Below are 15,511 nucleotides of genomic sequence, written 5' to 3'. Positions count from 1 at the left end.
GGTGAGCTGGCAGAACCTTGCCGTCGACCCATCGAAAGGAAGGGGTGAAGCCTGAGATGCTCGGTGGTGGCTCCCCATCGGCGCACGTGAGCGTGTGCCGAGCTCGCTGCCGCGCGTCCGAACCGCTCTCGGACGGCTCAACGGAGAGATGATGATGGTTAGTTCACGTCGGACGGCCGCCCCCGCTCAGGCGGCCTCCGCGCTTCGCAGGCGTGGCCCCGTGCTGGAACGGGCCATTCTGGAAGCCGCGTTGGATCAGCTCAGTACGGTCGGCTGGAACGGCCTGACGATGGAAGGTGTCGCCGCGGGCGCGCAGACCGGGAAGGCCGCGGTGTACCGGCGCTGGCCCTCCAAGGAGGACCTCGTCGTCGACGCGCTCCAGGCGGGACTGCCCCCGCTGGACTCGGCGCCCGAGTGCGGAAGTGTGCGGGAGGACCTGCTCGAGCTGTGTCGCCGGTTGCGCGCGGCCATGTACTCACGGCCCGGCTACGCGCTGCGCTCCGTTCTTCACGAATGCGACACCATCACGGCCGAGCGCTTCCATGGCGTGATCACCGAAGGGGTCATCGAGCCCAGTGTCGAACTGATCAAGAAGGTCGTGCGTCGCGGCGTCGAGCGCGGTGAGGTGCGCCCGGACGTCGACGAGGCGAGCGTCTGTGACGTCATTCCGGCGCTGATGATGTACCGCTCGAAGGTGTGCGGAAGCGAATGGAAAGAGGCGGATCTGGTGGAGATGATCGACCACGTGATGATCCCGTTGCTGCGTCGGTAGACGCATTGGGGTGAGCCGGGTGTCGCGACGGTACCCGGGCGGCGTACGCTGTTTGCCGCCATGCCGTACGAAGCACCCACCCACACCGTCGAGCGCTCACTGCGCGCCACTACCGGTGCCAAGATCATTGCCGGTGTCGACGAGGTCGGTCGCGGCGCCTGGGCCGGTCCCGTCACCGTCTGCGCCGCCGTCACCGGACTGCGCCGACCGCCGGAGGGCCTCACCGACTCCAAGCTGATCAGCCCCAAGCGCCGCGAGACTCTCGCGGTCGAGCTGGAGAGCTGGGTGTCCGGGCATGCCCTCGGGCACGCCTCGCACGAGGAGATCGACGAGCTGGGGATGACGGCAGCCCTCCGGCTCGCCGCCGTGCGCGCCCTCGAGGGCCTGCCGATGCGGCCGGACGCGGTCATCCTCGACGGGAAGCACGACTACCTGGGTGCTCCCTGGCAGGTTCGTACGGTGATCAAGGGGGACCGTTCCTGCATCGCCGTTGCCGCGGCGTCGGTGATCGCCAAGGTCCGCCGCGACAAAATGATGGCCGAACTGGGCATCGACCATGCAGACTTCGGGTTTGCGGCGAACGCCGGATACCCGTCGCCGGTGCATCGCGCCGCGTTGGAGGAACGGGGGCCCACCCCGTACCACCGGCTTTCGTGGGCGTATCTTGATGCGCTGCCCCAGTGGCGGCACCTCAAGAAGGCCCGCAGTTGGGCGGACGTCGGCGTTCCGGAGATCGAGGGCCAGCTCGGCTTCGACTTCTGACCGCCACGCTCGCACTGACGTGCCACCCATTGGCGCGATCCGCACCTGCGTTTGATAGATATCAGCTCATGCCTCTCAGTCCCGAGGAGCCTCAGATTCCCGAGAGTGCCCAGGGTCCCCGCGCCACGCCCGCAAGCGGCCGTACCGCGTCGACCCCCCGTCCCGTACCCGGCCCGCGTCCCGCGGCGCCACCGCGACCCGGACGTCCGGGTCCCTCCAGGCCCATGCCGCCCGCGCAGCGAACCCCGCGCGAGTCGGCGGGCGTCCCGAAGCCGGGGGCGAACGCCCCTGCCGCTACGCCGACTTCGGCCTCCCAGCCGCAGATCCAGCTCATCCCGGCCTCGGTCGAGGGCGCGCTGGACGCCGCGGAGGAGGCCCTCGACATGCTGCTCGACTCGGGCCGTGCGCCGGGCGAAGTCCTGGTGGTCACCACCGGTGACCCGCACCCGTGGGCGGCCCACGAGTTGTCCTTCGGTGAGGACTCCTACTGGGCGCAGCACGACGCGCGCGACGACGTCTTCTACGCCGACGCCTCCGCCCTGGGGCGCGCCGCGTCCCGCCCGGTGGTTGTCGTCGCCGTGAACGGCGGAGCCGACGAAATGGCCACCGCGGCGCTGCCGAGCGCGCTCGGCCGGGCCGGTGCGCTGCTCATCGTGTGCGGCGACCCGGAGCGCATCAACTCGGCTCTGGGCGCCGGGGTCTGACGCGCCGCTTGCCGGCTGCCCGCACCGCTAAGCGGTGGCAGGGGAGTCCGGCAGGCGGGCGCGCGGCGGCCACCGTGCCGCTCAGCGCGCCGCTGCGCGGCGGAGCACCTCCGTCGTGGCGCCGCCGGTGCGCGGCGCCGACGGCTCCCCGGCTCCCAGGGCCTCGGCCACGGAACCCACGCTCGGGCGCCGTCCTGCCCTGCCCTCTCCGAGTACCTGCCAGCCGTCCCGCGTCATCGTGATGTACGCACCGCAGCGCAGGCCGTGCAGCGTGCACGCGTCACGCAGCCCCCACATCCAGGCCCCGTCCTCCTCCGTCCAGCGGGTGTCCCCATCGCGGCAGTACAGCATCACCGCGGTGCGCACCGGCGTGCGGCGGCGCAGGTCGTGCGGGATCACCCGGCGCAGCTGGGACAGCAGCGCGTTGCGGAACGTCCAGCCGTCGGTGGTGCTCTCGCGGCGCACGAACGAGGCACTGGCGCGCAGGCGCTCGTCGGGGTCGAGCACGGCTACGACGACGGTCTGTGGGATCGGCCGGTGGCGGGAGTGCAGCCCACTGACGACCTCGCGCGGATTGCGCAGCAGAGGGATGCCGGCCGCCGCCCACTCCGCGGGTTCGAGCAGCCTTGTCGGTCGGTTGACGGAATCGGCGGACCTCTCGGTGCGCATCGAGGACGCGGACATCGATACCGCCGAGGACGGAGCGAATCCGAAGGCCACGGTCCTCCCTTCGGCTAGACGCCCACACTGAGGGCGGGGGCGGACTGGGGAGCGCACCGCGACACAGCTCTACCGTCCACCGGATCACGGGGAGCCGCGCGGGGAGCGGCTCCAATTCTTCCCGTCGCAGTGGCAGACGGCAACGAGCAATTGGGACCGCGTTCCTGTATCTGGCGATGCGTCGCCAATATCCCTGCCCACAGGTTGGGTCGCTACGCGTTTCTCACCCCTGCACAGCCAGGACCAGTGGCAACACCCCCTCGGCGCCGGCCCGGCGCAGCAGCCGGGCCGCCATCGCCAGCGTCCAGCCGGTCTCCGTGTAGTCGTCGACGAGCAGGACCGGGCCACCCGCGCGCGCGAGCGCCTCGGACAGCTCGGCCGGGAGCGTCAACGTGCCGTCGAGGGCGCGCAGGCGCTGTGCGCTGTTGCTGCGCGGAATGTGGGCGGTGTCACTGCCCGGCGCATAGGAGACGCTGCCCAGCAGCGGCATGCGGCCGACCTGCGCGATACCCGCGCCCAACGACTGGATGAGCTGCGGGCGCGTGTGGGACGCCATCGTCACCACGCCCACGGGGCGCGGCGAAGCATCGGCGGAACCGGACGCCCAGCCACCCGGCCCCTTTGCCCAGTCGGCGAGCACCTCGACAACAGCTCCCGCCACGTCGTCCGGCACCGGCCCGTCCGGGGCCTTCGGCGCGAACATGGGGCGCAGCCGGTTCCCCCAGCCGATGTCCGACAGGCGGCCGAGCGCCCGCCCGGAGCCGGCCTGCTCAGCCGCCGGGATGCGGCCCTTGAGGTCGATACCCACGGCCGCGAGCCCTGTGGGCCACATCTTCCTGGGCTCGACCTCGACACCGGGACGCCCGAGTTCACCGCGTGCCGAGTTCAGTGCTTCGGGGGAGACGGTGTCGGAGAACCGCGGCTTCGCGCAGTTGTCGCAGCGGCCGCATGGCACTGCCTCTTCGTCGTCCAGTTGGCGGCGCAGGAACTCCATGCGGCAGCCGCTCGTCGTCGCGTAGTCCCGCATCGCCTGCTGCTCGGCCTCGCGCTGCTTGGCCACCCACGCGTAGCGCTCGGTGTCGTAGGCCCAGGACTGCCCGGTGGCGATCCAGCCGCCCTTCACCCGGTGCACCGCGCCGTCCACGTCGAGGACCTTGAGCATCGTCTCCAGGCGTGAGCGGCGCAGTTCCACGAGCGGTTCGAGCGCGGGCAGGGAGAGCGGCCTGTCGGACTGTGCGAGCACGTCCAGCGTGCGCCGCACCTGCTCCTCCGGAGGGAAGGCGAGCGAGGCGAAGTAGCGCCAGATCGCCTCGTCCTCCTTGCCCGGGAGCAGTAGCACCTCCGCGTGGTCGACTCCGCGCCCGGCACGGCCCACCTGCTGGTAGTAGGCGATCGGGGAGGACGGGGAGCCCAGGTGGATGACGAAACCGAGGTCCGGCTTGTCGAAGCCCATGCCAAGTGCCGACGTGGCGACCAGCGCCTTCACGCGGTTCGCCAGGAGATCCTCCTCGGCCTGCTGCCGATCGGCGTTCTCCGTCTTCCCCGTGTACGAGGACACGGTGTGGCCGCACTGGCGCAGATAGGCAGTCACCTCCTCCGCGGCGGCGACGGTGAGGGTGTAGATGATCCCGGAGCCCGGAAGCTCGTCCAGATGGTCCGCGAGCCAGGCCAGGCGGTGTGCGGCGTCGGGCAGTTGCAGGACGCCGAGGCTGAGGCTCTCGCGGTCGAGCGGGCCGCGCAGCACCAGGGCGTCCGAGCCGGATCCGGTGCCGAGCTGATCGGCGACGTCCGCGGTCACGCGTGCGTTGGCCGTAGCCGTCGTCGCCAGGACGGGGACGCCCTGCGGAAGCTCGGCCAGCATCGTGCGCAGGCGGCGGTAGTCGGGGCGGAAGTCGTGCCCCCAGTCCGAGATGCAGTGCGCCTCGTCGACGACGAGCAGGCCCGTGGCCGCGGCGAGTTGGGGCAGGACGTTGTCCCGGAAGTCCGGGTTGTTGAGTCGCTCCGGGCTGACCAGCAGGACGTCGACCTCGCCGGCCGCGACGTCGGCCCGCACGGCGTCCCACTCCTCGGTGTTCGACGAGTTGATGGTGCGGGCGCGGATGCCCGCACGCTCCGCGGCCTCCACCTGGTTGCGCATGAGCGCGAGCAGGGGGGACACGATCACGGTCGGCCCGCCGCCGCGCTGCCGGATCAGCGCGGTCGCGACGAAGTACACCGCGGACTTGCCCCAGCCGGTGCGCTGCACGACGAGGGCCCGACGATGGTCGGCGACCAGGGCCTCGATGGCGCGCCACTGGTCCTCGCGCAGTCTCGCCTTGCCGCTCGGATCGCCGACGAGGCGGGCGAGAACGGTATCGGCGGCTGTCCGCAGCTCTTCGTTGCTCATGCCCCCATGCAACCCGATCGCACTGACATCACGCGAACGAGCCCGCCGACTGTGGACAACTCCTGTCGTGTCCCTGATCAGGGTTATCCACAGGCCGAACCGGAGTCACGCAATCCGCGGCATGGTCGGCGCATGACGAATCACAGCGAACCGGCCGGGCTGACCGGCGAAGCAAAGATCACTCTGCGCACGGCAGGCGAACTCGCCGAGGCGCTCCCGTACTTGCTCGGGTTCCGGCCCGACGACAGCATCGTCCTGGTCGCCCTGCACAAGGGGCGTTTCGGTGGTCGTGTGCGCCTCGGTATTCCCGAGCGCACCGAGGACTGGAAGGCCGTGGCGCGAGAGATGGCCCAGTGCCTGATCGGCGAGTGCGAGCGCAGGGACGGCCACCCGGACAGCGTCGTCGCGTTCCTCTGCCAGGACGCTCCGACCCCCGGCCCCGAGGCGGGGCGGCGGATCATGCATCGGCTCAGGCCGCTGGCCCAACTCCTGCGCACCGAATGCGGCGCGCTCGACGTGCCGGTCACGGAGGCGCTGTGCCTCTCGGAAGGCAGGTACTGGTCCTATTGCTGCGCACGTGCTGAGTGCTGCCCCGCCGAGGGCAATGTCATCGCGACCGACGGCACCTCGGTGATGGCGGCCACGGCGGCTTTCGCGGGTATTCGAGTACGGGAGTCCCTGGGAAGGATGAGGGCGCGCCTGGCCCCCTTGGCGGCAGGGCTCGTCACGGATCAGACCCGTGCCCTCGACGCGGCGGCGATGGATCTCGTGCCGAGGATCCTGGCCGGTACTCCCCGCGACGAGGTGGAGGCGACGACGCTGGATCTCGCCCGTCTGGTCATGCGACGCCTCGCGGACGCGCCGGGAGCGGACGACGCGCTCGCGGCCGACCTCAAGGACGACGAGTTGCTCGCGCACGACGAGGCCGCGTCGCTGATTCTCGGTCTGCAAGACCGGGTGACCAGGGACCGGGCCGCGGAGTGGATGGAGGGTGAGGAGGCCGTCCACGCCCTGCGCCTGTGGAGGGCGTTGGCGCGCCGGTGCGTCGGCCCTTACGGGGAGTATGCCGCGGCGCCGCTGGCACTCGTGGGATGGGTGGCCTGGTCGCTCGGCGACACCGTCGAGGCGGACCAGGCGCTGGAGATGGCTCTCGGCGCCGATCCGCGCTATGTGTTCGCCCGCTTGCTCAACGAAGCACGGGCCGACGGGCTCGACCCCGAGCCGGTGCGGCGCTCCCTGCGGGCGAGGCGGGCGGACCCGGACTCGGAGCTGGAACCGGACCCGGACACACCGGCCGGAGTGGCCGGGGGCGCCTCCACGACTGCCGACGGAGGCGACGGGCCCCGACCTTCCGCCGTGGCCGTCCCCGGAGGCGCCGATCCAGGTGTGTCCCGTGCCGCCCGGGGCCTGGAGGCCGCCCTGCGCCGGCGGGGCGAGCGGCGCCTCGGAGCCGGGACGCGTCCCGCACGGGCGGGCACGCGTGCACCGCGGCGGCCGACGGAGCTCCGCCGTCCCAGGCGACAGCGGAGCAGGGGCGACGGATGAGGAGGGGGCGGCTCGCGGATCCGCCCTCTCGCTGCGCGACGCTGTGGCGCTACTCCGGGACGCTGTGGCGTTACTTCGAGACCCTGTGGTGCTACTTCGCGACCTCGCGGCGTTACTTGGAGTGGGCGCGCCCCGTTCATCTCGGTGAGCGGTGGCGGCGACCGGGCCGTGCCGCCGAGACGCAGGGCAGGTCCCCGGTGTGCGGTAGCCGCCTGGGAAGAGGAGCGAAGATGACATCCAGCGCTTCGCCGCAGTACGCACCTACGGTGCGCGACGATGATGGGCTCCGCGACCCCCTGGCGGTTCGTGAGGTGGCTGGGACGTCGCCCCCGCATCCCGTTCCTGACGCCGCGCCGCCCGAGCCCGAACCCGAGCCCGCGCAAGGACGGCCACGCACGCCGCCGGGGCACCCGAGTCTCCAGGCGCCTTCGACGGGGCTGGCCCGCGCCCTGCGGCGGAGCACGGAACTCGCCCCGGTCCACCAGGCGTTGATCTGTGTCGCCCTGCCCGGCCTCGCGATCTCTTCGAGCGCGGGGCAGCTGACGGGGCGAGGGCTTGAGGGCTTCTACCACCGGGGCAGACGAGTGCTGGCGCGCTGTCAGATCCGAGTGGCGGGGCGTGAACCGACCGCCGTGCAGGCGCGCATGATCTCCGCGGACCGGGTTTGCTTCACGGCGACCCTACGGGCGGCCCCGGATGCCGGGCCCGACCCGGACGTCGTCGTCGAGCGGATCCGGCACGCGGAGGGCTCGGAGGACATCACGTTGCACAGTTTTGCGCAGCGCACGCTGCGGCTGCCGTTCGAAGTGGCTCTGGGCACGGATCTCGCCGACCTCGGTTCTGTGGCGGCCGGGAGTGGCGGGCGCGAACTGCCCGCCGTGGTCCATGACTGCGGACTGCGCTGGTCGTCGCCGACGAGCGGAGGGCCGACCGCCCTGGTCACGGTGACGCCACCGCCGATGGACGCTCTGGCATCCGCCGGGCTGCTGCGCTGGGAACTGGAACTTCCTCCGGGCGGCAGGCGCACGGTGCGGCTGCGGGTACGGGTGATCGGTGAGGGGGCAGGCAGAGCGGCGGGGCGCACCGCGGCCCGGCCGTTCGCCCCGGCCATGGCACAGGGGGACGACCCTCGTGTGGGGCCGCTGCTGCGGGCATGCATCGCCGACCTGCAGGCGCTCCTGGTGGCGGACCCAGCGCACCCGTCGGACGTCTGTGCGGCCGCGGGCGCCCCGTGGCGCTGCGGTCCGGCCCCCGCCGAGGCGCTGGCGGCAGCCCGGATGGCCTTGCCGCTGGGGACCGGGCTCGCCGTCGGCACGCTGCGAGCCCTCGCCCGTACGCAACTGCGCCAGCCAGGAGCGGAGTTCGGGAAACTGCCCGGTCCGCGGCGGCAGGCGGGTGTACAACTGCCGTCCAGTTGCACAGGGGTCGAGGCGACTCTCCTGTTCCCGGTCCTGCTCGCCGAGGCCAGACGCTGGGGCCTGGGGGAGCCCGAGGTGGCGGAGTTGCTGCCCGCCGCCGAGCGCTGTCTGCAGTGGCTGCGGACCACCGCCCGCGGCGGCTTGTACATCCCGGATCCCGGCCCGGGTGGCCCTCAGCGATGCGAGACCCAGGCGCACGCGCACCGGGCCGCTCTGCTCGGTGCCGATCTGCTGGACGCCATCGACAGACCAGGCGGCGGCGAACTGCGTCAGTGGGCCGAGGAACTGCGGAGGCGTTTCCAGGAGGACTTCTGGGTCGAGGACCGCGGCGGGGGCCGACCGGCGGCGGCGCGCACGGCGGACGGGCGCAGGTCGGCGTACCTGGGCAGCGGCGCCGCCCACCTTCTGGACACCGGGTTGCTCGGCGCGGGCACGCGGGCGCCGGGCCTGCTGGACAAGGTGCAGACCGAGCATCTCGCGAGGCTCTTCGGCGCGCCCGGGCTCGATTCCGGGTGGGGGCTCAGGAGCCTGGGGGTGAAGGAGGCGGCGTACAACCCATTCGGACACCACTCGGGGGCGGTGCGGGTGCACGAAACCGCTGTCGCCGTCGCGGGCCTGTCAGCCGCCGGGTACGAGAAGGAGGCGGCGTCACTGCTGAGAGGCGTCCTCGACGCGGCCGACGCCTTCGACTGCAGGCTGCCCGAGATGTACGCGGGGCTGCAGCGGGTCGGGGGCGGCGTTCCGATGCCGCACCCCGCCGCGTGCAGACCCGCTGCCGTAGCGGCCGCGGCCGGAGTGCACCTCCTGGCCGCTCTCGTGGGCATCCGGCCCGACGTACCGGCGCGGACGGTGACGTTGTCGCCCATGCGCGGCGCCCCACTGGGGGAGGTCGGGCTGACCGGGCTGCGGGTCGCCGGCCAGGCGTTCTCCGTACGCGTCAGCAGGCTCGGCCTCGCCATGGTGGAGGAGGCCTCGGACGAACTGCAGTTGGGCGTGTGACGGGCATGGGCCCTGACGGGCAAGGACCACTGTGCATCGCCCGACGCAGAGCGGAGCAGGAGAGCGAAGGGAGTGTTTATCGTCAGGCAGACGACTATGATCGTTCCATGTCGCCCTACGACCCGTCGGCCTTTCCGCCCTTCGCAGTCACCGTCGATCTGGTCGTGCTGACCGTGCGCCGTCATGCACTCTGTGCGCTGGCGGTACGGCGGGGTGAGCCGCCGTTTCAAGGGCGTTGGGCCTTGCCCGGCGGGTTTGTGCGGGACGACGAGGACCTGACCGCGGCGGCCGCGCGCGAGCTGATCGAGGAGACGGGGCTGTGCGCCCACGACCCGATGGCACCGGCGCAGGACAACGGCGCACACCTGGAGCAGTTGGCCACCTATGGCGACCCGAAGCGGGATCCCCGGATGCGTGTGGTCAGCGTCGCCCATCTCGCGCTCGCCCCCGACCTGCCCGCGCCGCGCCCCGGCGGCGACGCGCACAGCGCGCGGTGGGCCCCGGTGGAGGCGCTGCTGAAGCACGGCGGCTACGGGCGGGAGGACGAGCAGGCCGCACCGTTGGCCTTCGACCACGCGCAGATCCTTGCGGACGGAGTGGAGCGGGCGCGCTCAAAGATCGAGTACTCCTCGCTCGCGACGGCGTTCTGCCCGCCCGAGTTCACCGTCGGCGAGCTGCGCCGCGTCTACGAAGCCGTATGGGGCGTCGCGCTCGACCCGCGCAATTTCCACCGCAAGGTGACGGGCACCCCGGGCTTCCTAGTGCCGACCGGCGGTACCACCACCCGCCAGGGCGGTCGCCCGGCCCAGCTCTTCCGCGCCGGTGGGGCCACGCTCCTCAACCCGCCGATGCTGCGACCGGAAGCCTGATCGATTCGACGCCGGCGACGAGGAGGCGCGCCTCACGCGGCTCACGCGGCTCACGCGGCTCACGCGGCTCACGCGGCTCACGCGGCTCACGCGGCTCACGCGGCTCACGCGCGGCGCGGATAGTGCCCGCCGGGTCACGGCGACACCCGTACGAGGCCCGGAATCGTGGGCACTCACGCGAGCACGATGCCCGAAAAGTGCTAAATATCGCGTTATCTTGCTGAAGTACCTCAGGGGTTTGCCCGTCGCCCTGCCGGCGGGCGGACCCCGGCCGCCGAGCGGTCGCCCATCCTGCGAGAGAAGCGATGATCCAGGCCACCGGACTGACGAGTAACGCACGCAAGGGGAGCCCGCCCGCCGTCGACGACGTGTCCTTCGACGCGCGTGCCGGCCGTGTTACCGCCCTGCTCGGCGCACGACGGTCGGGCAAGACCACCGCCGTACGCCTGATGCTCGAACTCCAACAAGGCCGTGGCGTCACCTACTTCAGAGGCCGCCCGCTGCACCGCATCGCCCATCCCTCGCGGGAAGTGGGCGTACTGCTCGGTGACGTGCCCGGTCACCCGGCCAGAACCGTCCGGGGGCACCTGCGCATGCTCTGCTCCGCGGCCGGCGTACCCGTGCGCCGCGCGGACGAAGTGCTTGAGGTGGTGGGCCTGGTGAGCCTGCGGGAGGAACGCCTGGGCACCCTGTCACGCGGCATGGACCGACGGCTCGGCCTGGCCTGCGCGCTGCTCGCCGACCCGCACACGCTGGTGCTCGACGACCCCGCGGCGGGCCTCTCCACCCGGGAGGGCAGGTGGCTGCACGGCACCCTGAGGGCGTATGCGGAGCTCGGTGGCACGGTTCTCTTCACCACGGAGGACGCCAAGGAGGCGGCCCGGGTCGCCGACCACGTCGTCACGCTCGACGCGGGCAAGGTGGTGGCGGATCAGGATGTCGCCGACTTCGCCCGTACCCGGCTGCGGCCCCGGGTCGCGGTCCGCAGCCCGCACGCCGCGAGGTTCGGCGTCCTTCTGGCGAAGGAGGCGCGCACGTCGAAGCGCTCCGTCGAAGTGATCACGGAGGACGGCAGCCGGCTGTCGGTGTACGGGAGTACCTGCGCGGACGTGGGGGACATCGCGTTCCGGCACGGCATCCTCGTGCATCAGCTCGCCGACGAGATCGGCGACGCGGGCCCTTCGGCGGCCGCGACCCCCATCACCGACGACAGGCCGGCCAGCGGCAACGGCGGCAACGGCCGCAACGGCGGCGCCGTGGCGAGCGCCGACACGGGCGCCGATGCCCAAGCCGGTGACGGGACCGACGGCCCGGCCGAGGCCTCCGCGGTCACCGCGCCCCTCAACTCCCTTTCCCCCACCAGCACCTTCGTGCCGCTCGCCGAGCCGTCGACGCCCTCGGAGGCGCAGCACCGAGCTGCTTCGAACGGCCGTGCACCTGGGGGCGAACCCGCGCGCGAGACGTCCGTCGCGCTGCCGACGCTGCCGCCGCCGATCACCGTGCGCACCGCACGCGGCCCGCTGCGCCCCGTGCGCTACGAACTGCGTCGCGCGACCGGCATCGCCACCGGCCCTGTCACCGGCGCACTCGTTCTCGCCGTCTCCGCGCTCCTCTCCGTGCTGCTCGCGCGGTCCGGACACACCCCGCAGCCACGTCTGGTCGCCGCGTGGCCGCAGGCCCTTCCGCTGCCGCCCGCCGCCCTGGGGGCCGGACTGCTCGGCGCCTTCGCCTTCGGCGAGGAATTCCGCCACCCCGCGCTCGCGGCCGATCGCGGAACCGTCCCCCGCCGCCTGGGACTTCTCGCCGCGAAGCTGCTCGTCGGTGCGGCGGCCGCCCTGCTCCTGGGCGTCCTCACCGTCGTCGGTGATGCCGCGCTGCTCCACCTCGTATACGGACCGGAGCTCACGCAAGTTCCCGCCGATTGGCTTTCCCTGAGCGTGAGTTGGCTCGCTCTGGTGGTCGGTTGCGCCTGGGCGGGCGTTCTCGCGGCCGGTCTCTTCCGGTCCACGGCAGCGGGGCTTGCCGCCGTGGTGGCCGTGCCGATCGTCATCGTGCCGCTCGTACAGAAGGCCTTGGAAGGACCATCTGTGCGAACAGCGGCGGGACTTCCCGGACGGCTTCGTGATCTTGCGCTGGTGGACTGGCCGTTCGGGATCGAGCGGTTCGCCGCTGCCGCAATGCGGATGATCACTCAACCGGTGGGCGGTGCGCTGATGTTGTCGTTGAGTGCCCTGCTCTGCGCATATCTGCTCACAGCGCTGCGCACTCGGGCGCGGTGACGACCACCCGACGCCTTCCGACACCTCGTTGAGCGCAACTCCCTGTGGTGCGCCCACTTCTTTCCGATAAGGCGTCAAGTGCAGTGGGGAGGGAGATCACCCTTTCGTGTGCTTTTCACCAAAGACCTCAAGGGAGTTGGGGGCGGAGCCGACAACAGATTCCGTGAGTACCCTTGCGCACACCATGATGACCGCCGCCCGCTCCGCCGACTCAGGCCTCGCAGGACCGGGCGAACTCGACCGCTACCCCTATGTGGAGTCGACCGCCGACCGTGTCGGCGGCCCCGCCTGGGAGAGCCCCGACCCGGATCTCGGCCGGGTGGGCCGACGTGCCGGGGGCAGCCGGGGGCGCGGTCTGCACGGCCAACTCGTCCAGCAGCTCGGGCAGATGATCGTCTCCGGCGACCTCGGCGCCGACCGCCCGCTGGTTCCCGAGGAGATCGGCCAGCGATTCGAGGTGTCCCGCACCGTCGTCCGCGAGTCCCTGCGCGTGCTGGAGGCCAAGGGCCTGGTCAGCGCCCGGCCGAACGTCGGCACGCGCGTGCGGCCGGTCAGCGACTGGAACCTGCTGGACCCGGACATCATCGAATGGCGCGCCTTCGGGCCGCAGCGGGACGACCAGCGACGCGAGCTGAGCGAACTGCGCTGGACGATCGAGCCCCTCGCCGCGCGGCTCGCCGCGGGGCACGGCCGGGAGGACGTGCAGCAGCGCCTCGCCGACATGGTGGAGATCATGCGGCACGCGCTGGGGCAGGGCGACGCGATCACGTTCTCGCGCGCCGACGCGGAATTCCACTCCCTGCTCATCCAGCTCGCGGGCAACAGGATGCTCGAGCACCTCTCCGGCATCGTGTCCGCCGCGCTGCATGTCTCCGGTGGCCCGGTCATCGGCTGCGACCGCCCGAACGAGACGGTCGTCGCGCACCACGCGCGCATCGTCGACGCGCTCGCGGCGGGTGACGGCGGGGCCGCCGAGGCGGCCATGCGTCAGCTGCTCACCGTCCACCCCGAGGTGGAGCGCGTGGTGCCCGCTCCCCGCGAGCACTGACCGCGCCAGGGGCGCGACAGGGCGGGGAGGGCGAACCGTGGGTCGCCGAACGGTGCCGCATGTGCGACGTGGAAGCGGCGCATGTGTAGAAGGGCGCCATTCGGCGACCCGAGGCGTAGGCGGAAGGTTCGTTCTCCTCTGGGGATCCGTTCTTCTGGGGTCGCCGTCTGCCGGACGAGTTCAACCGCATGACCTGTTCTGTCCGTATCAGTCAGTCTTTGACCGATAACGCGGTGTGACTCGGACCACGCAGATTGGGCGTAACGCTCCTCGGGGTAGCGCGATGACCTAAGAGGTGACAGCCGAGGAGGGAATACAGCAGCCGCTTGTGGCGCTGTGCATCTCCCAGGCTCCTGCCCGCGCCGTCGGCCCATCCCCAAGCCGGCGGTCGTCGGCTCCGGTCCACACAGGACGGGGCCGGAAGCCGTTTTCCAACGTTCCGAGAGGTTGTTCGTGTCGGCCAGCACATCCCGTACGCTCCCGCCGGAGATCGCCGAATCCGTCTCTGTCATGGCGCTCATTGAGCGGGGAAAGGCTGATGGCCAGATCGCCGGCGACGACGTGCGCCGTGCGTTCGAAGCCGACCAGATTCCGGCCACTCAGTGGAAGAACGTTCTGCGCAGCCTCAACCAGATCCTCGAGGAAGAGGGTGTGACGCTGATGGTCAGTGCCGCTGAGCCCAAGCGTCCCCGAAAGAGCAGCGTCGCAGCCAAGAGTCCGGTCAAGCGCACGGCGACCAAGACCGTCGCGGCCAAGACGGTCACCGCCAAGAAGGTCGCCGCCAGCACCACCCCCGAGCCGCCGGCCGTCGAGGCCGTCGACGAGGAGACGGAGCCGGTCAAGAAGGCTGTGGCGAAGAAGGCGCCGGCCAAGAAGGCCGCCGCCAAGAAGACGGTCGCCAAGAAGACCGCCGCGAAGAAGACCGCCGCCAAGAAGGACGACGACCTTCTTGAGGACGAGGCGACCGAGGAGACCGCCCCCGCCGCCGGCAAGGCCGGCGAGGGTGAGCCTGCCGAGGAGAAGGAGGGACAGGGCTTCGTCCTGTCCGACGACGACGAGGACGACGCGCCGGCCCAGCAGGTCGCCGCCGCCGGTGCCACCGCCGACCCCGTCAAGGACTACCTCAAGCAGATCGGCAAGGTCCCGCTGCTCAACGCCGAGCAGGAGGTCGAGCTCGCCAAGCGCATCGAGGCCGGCCTGTTCGCCGAGGACAAGCTGGCCAACGCCGACAAGCTCGCCCCCAAGCTCAAGCGCGAGCTGGAGATCATCGCCGAGGACGGCCGCCGCGCCAAGAACCACCTCCTGGAGGCCAACCTCCGCCTGGTGGTCTCCCTGGCCAAGCGCTACACCGGCCGCGGCATGCTCTTCCTGGACCTCATCCAGGAGGGCAACCTCGGTCTGATCCGCGCGGTCGAGAAGTTCGACTACACCAAGGGCTACAAGTTCTCCACGTACGCCACCTGGTGGATCCGTCAGGCCATCACCCGCGCCATGGCCGACCAGGCCCGCACCATCCGCATCCCGGTGCACATGGTCGAGGTCATCAACAAGCTCGCGCGCGTGCAGCGCCAGATGCTCCAGGACCTGGGCCGTGAGCCCACCCCGGAGGAGCTGGCCAAGGAACTCGACATGACCCCCGAGAAGGTCATCGAGGTCCAGAAGTACGGCCGCGAGCCGATCTCCCTCCACACCCCCCTGGGTGAGGACGGCGACAGCGAGTTCGGTGACCTCATCGAGGACTCCGAGGCCGTCGTCCCGGCGGACGCCGTCAGCTTCACGCTCCTCCAGGAGCAGCTGCACTCCGTGCTCGACACCCTGTCCGAGCGCGAGGCGGGCGTCGTATCCATGCGCTTCGGTCTCACCGACGGTCAGCCGAAGACCCTCGACGAGATCGGCAAGGTCTACGGCGTGACGCGTGAGCGCATCCGCCAGATCGAGTCCAAGACGATGTCGAAGCTGCGCCACCCCTCGCGCTCGCAGGTCCTGCGCGACTACCTCGACTAGTCACA

At 71.4% G+C, this 15,511-nt stretch carries 11 protein-coding genes; 9 read left to right on the top strand and 2 right to left on the bottom strand.

Translation table 11 applies throughout. The annotated features are described in order from the left end of the window. Nucleotides 1-154 precede the first annotated feature (154 nt). From ACFV9W_RS27975 to ACFV9W_RS27965, 3 genes are all read left to right on the top strand, one after another. Entirely contained in the window at nt 155-772 is a 618-nt protein-coding gene (locus tag ACFV9W_RS27975) for a TetR/AcrR family transcriptional regulator (RefSeq protein WP_385765887.1), read from the top strand. A 60-nt stretch (nt 773-832) separates the two neighbouring features. After that, nucleotides 833-1,534 carry a ribonuclease HII gene (locus ACFV9W_RS27970; RefSeq protein ID WP_385765885.1) on the top strand — a complete coding sequence of 234 codons (702 nt, stop codon included), beginning with the start codon at nt 833-835 and terminating at the stop codon, nt 1,532-1,534. Nucleotides 1,535-1,602: 68 nt separating this feature from the next. Further along, a complete protein-coding gene (locus tag ACFV9W_RS27965; RefSeq protein WP_385765882.1) occupies nt 1,603-2,238 on the top strand; it encodes a hypothetical protein in 636 nt (211 codons plus the stop codon). Between the two features lie 81 nt (nt 2,239-2,319). On the opposite strand, the gene ACFV9W_RS27960 is transcribed toward ACFV9W_RS27965, so the two are convergent. Further along, nucleotides 2,320-2,958, bottom strand: coding sequence for a hypothetical protein (locus ACFV9W_RS27960; RefSeq protein WP_385765880.1), 639 nt, complete (start codon nt 2,956-2,958; stop codon nt 2,320-2,322). Between the two features lie 223 nt (nt 2,959-3,181). Next, a complete protein-coding gene (locus ACFV9W_RS27955; protein WP_385765877.1) occupies nt 3,182-5,344 on the bottom strand; it encodes a RecQ family ATP-dependent DNA helicase in 2,163 nt (720 codons plus the stop codon). A 132-nt stretch (nt 5,345-5,476) separates the two neighbouring features. Between ACFV9W_RS27955 and ACFV9W_RS27950 the strand changes: the two genes are divergently transcribed. The 6 genes from ACFV9W_RS27950 to ACFV9W_RS27925 all read left to right on the top strand — a co-directional run bounded on the left by ACFV9W_RS27950 (nt 5,477) and on the right by ACFV9W_RS27925 (nt 15,506). After that, complete coding sequence (locus ACFV9W_RS27950) at nt 5,477-6,889, top strand: DUF4192 domain-containing protein (protein ID WP_385765875.1); 1,413 nt, start codon at nt 5,477-5,479, stop codon at nt 6,887-6,889. A 488-nt stretch (nt 6,890-7,377) separates the two neighbouring features. Then, the gene (locus tag ACFV9W_RS27945; protein ID WP_385765956.1) at nt 7,378-9,306 is read left to right on the top strand and encodes a glycogen debranching N-terminal domain-containing protein; all 1,929 of its coding nucleotides are present in this window, start codon (nt 7,378-7,380) and stop codon (nt 9,304-9,306) included. A 107-nt stretch (nt 9,307-9,413) separates the two neighbouring features. Continuing rightward, the gene (locus ACFV9W_RS27940) at nt 9,414-10,175 is read left to right on the top strand and encodes an NUDIX domain-containing protein (RefSeq protein ID WP_266714958.1); all 762 of its coding nucleotides are present in this window, start codon (nt 9,414-9,416) and stop codon (nt 10,173-10,175) included. A 305-nt stretch (nt 10,176-10,480) separates the two neighbouring features. Further along, on the top strand, nt 10,481-12,454 hold the full coding sequence (locus ACFV9W_RS27935; protein WP_385765873.1) for an ATP-binding cassette domain-containing protein: 1,974 nt from the start codon (nt 10,481-10,483) through the stop codon (nt 12,452-12,454). Nucleotides 12,455-12,617: 163 nt separating this feature from the next. After that, nucleotides 12,618-13,502, top strand: a complete 885-nt coding sequence (locus tag ACFV9W_RS27930; protein ID WP_385765870.1) for a FadR/GntR family transcriptional regulator — start codon at nt 12,618-12,620, stop codon at nt 13,500-13,502. A 453-nt stretch (nt 13,503-13,955) separates the two neighbouring features. Next, complete coding sequence (locus tag ACFV9W_RS27925) at nt 13,956-15,506, top strand: RNA polymerase sigma factor (RefSeq protein WP_385765868.1); 1,551 nt, start codon at nt 13,956-13,958, stop codon at nt 15,504-15,506. The last annotated feature ends 5 nt before the right edge of the window (nt 15,507-15,511 follow it).

The organism is Streptomyces sp. NPDC059897, from assembly GCF_042730865.1.
In the GTDB taxonomy this organism is placed as follows: domain Bacteria; phylum Actinomycetota; class Actinomycetes; order Streptomycetales; family Streptomycetaceae; genus Streptomyces.
The sequence above is the reverse complement of the archived record's forward strand: the minus strand, read 5'-3'. Positions and strand labels throughout refer to the sequence as shown.

Coding starts and splice junctions, on each gene's coding strand:
- ACFV9W_RS27975 (WP_385765887.1), top strand. CDS start 155: ATGGTTAGTTCACGTCGGACGGCCGCCCCCGCTCAGGCGGCCTCCGCG.
- ACFV9W_RS27970 (WP_385765885.1), top strand. CDS start 833: ATGCCGTACGAAGCACCCACCCACACCGTCGAGCGCTCACTGCGCGCC.
- ACFV9W_RS27965 (WP_385765882.1), top strand. CDS start 1,603: ATGCCTCTCAGTCCCGAGGAGCCTCAGATTCCCGAGAGTGCCCAGGGT.
- ACFV9W_RS27955 (WP_385765877.1), bottom strand. CDS start 5,344: ATGAGCAACGAAGAGCTGCGGACAGCCGCCGATACCGTTCTCGCCCGC.
- ACFV9W_RS27950 (WP_385765875.1), top strand. CDS start 5,477: ATGACGAATCACAGCGAACCGGCCGGGCTGACCGGCGAAGCAAAGATC.
- ACFV9W_RS27940 (WP_266714958.1), top strand. CDS start 9,414: ATGTCGCCCTACGACCCGTCGGCCTTTCCGCCCTTCGCAGTCACCGTC.
- ACFV9W_RS27935 (WP_385765873.1), top strand. CDS start 10,481: ATGATCCAGGCCACCGGACTGACGAGTAACGCACGCAAGGGGAGCCCG.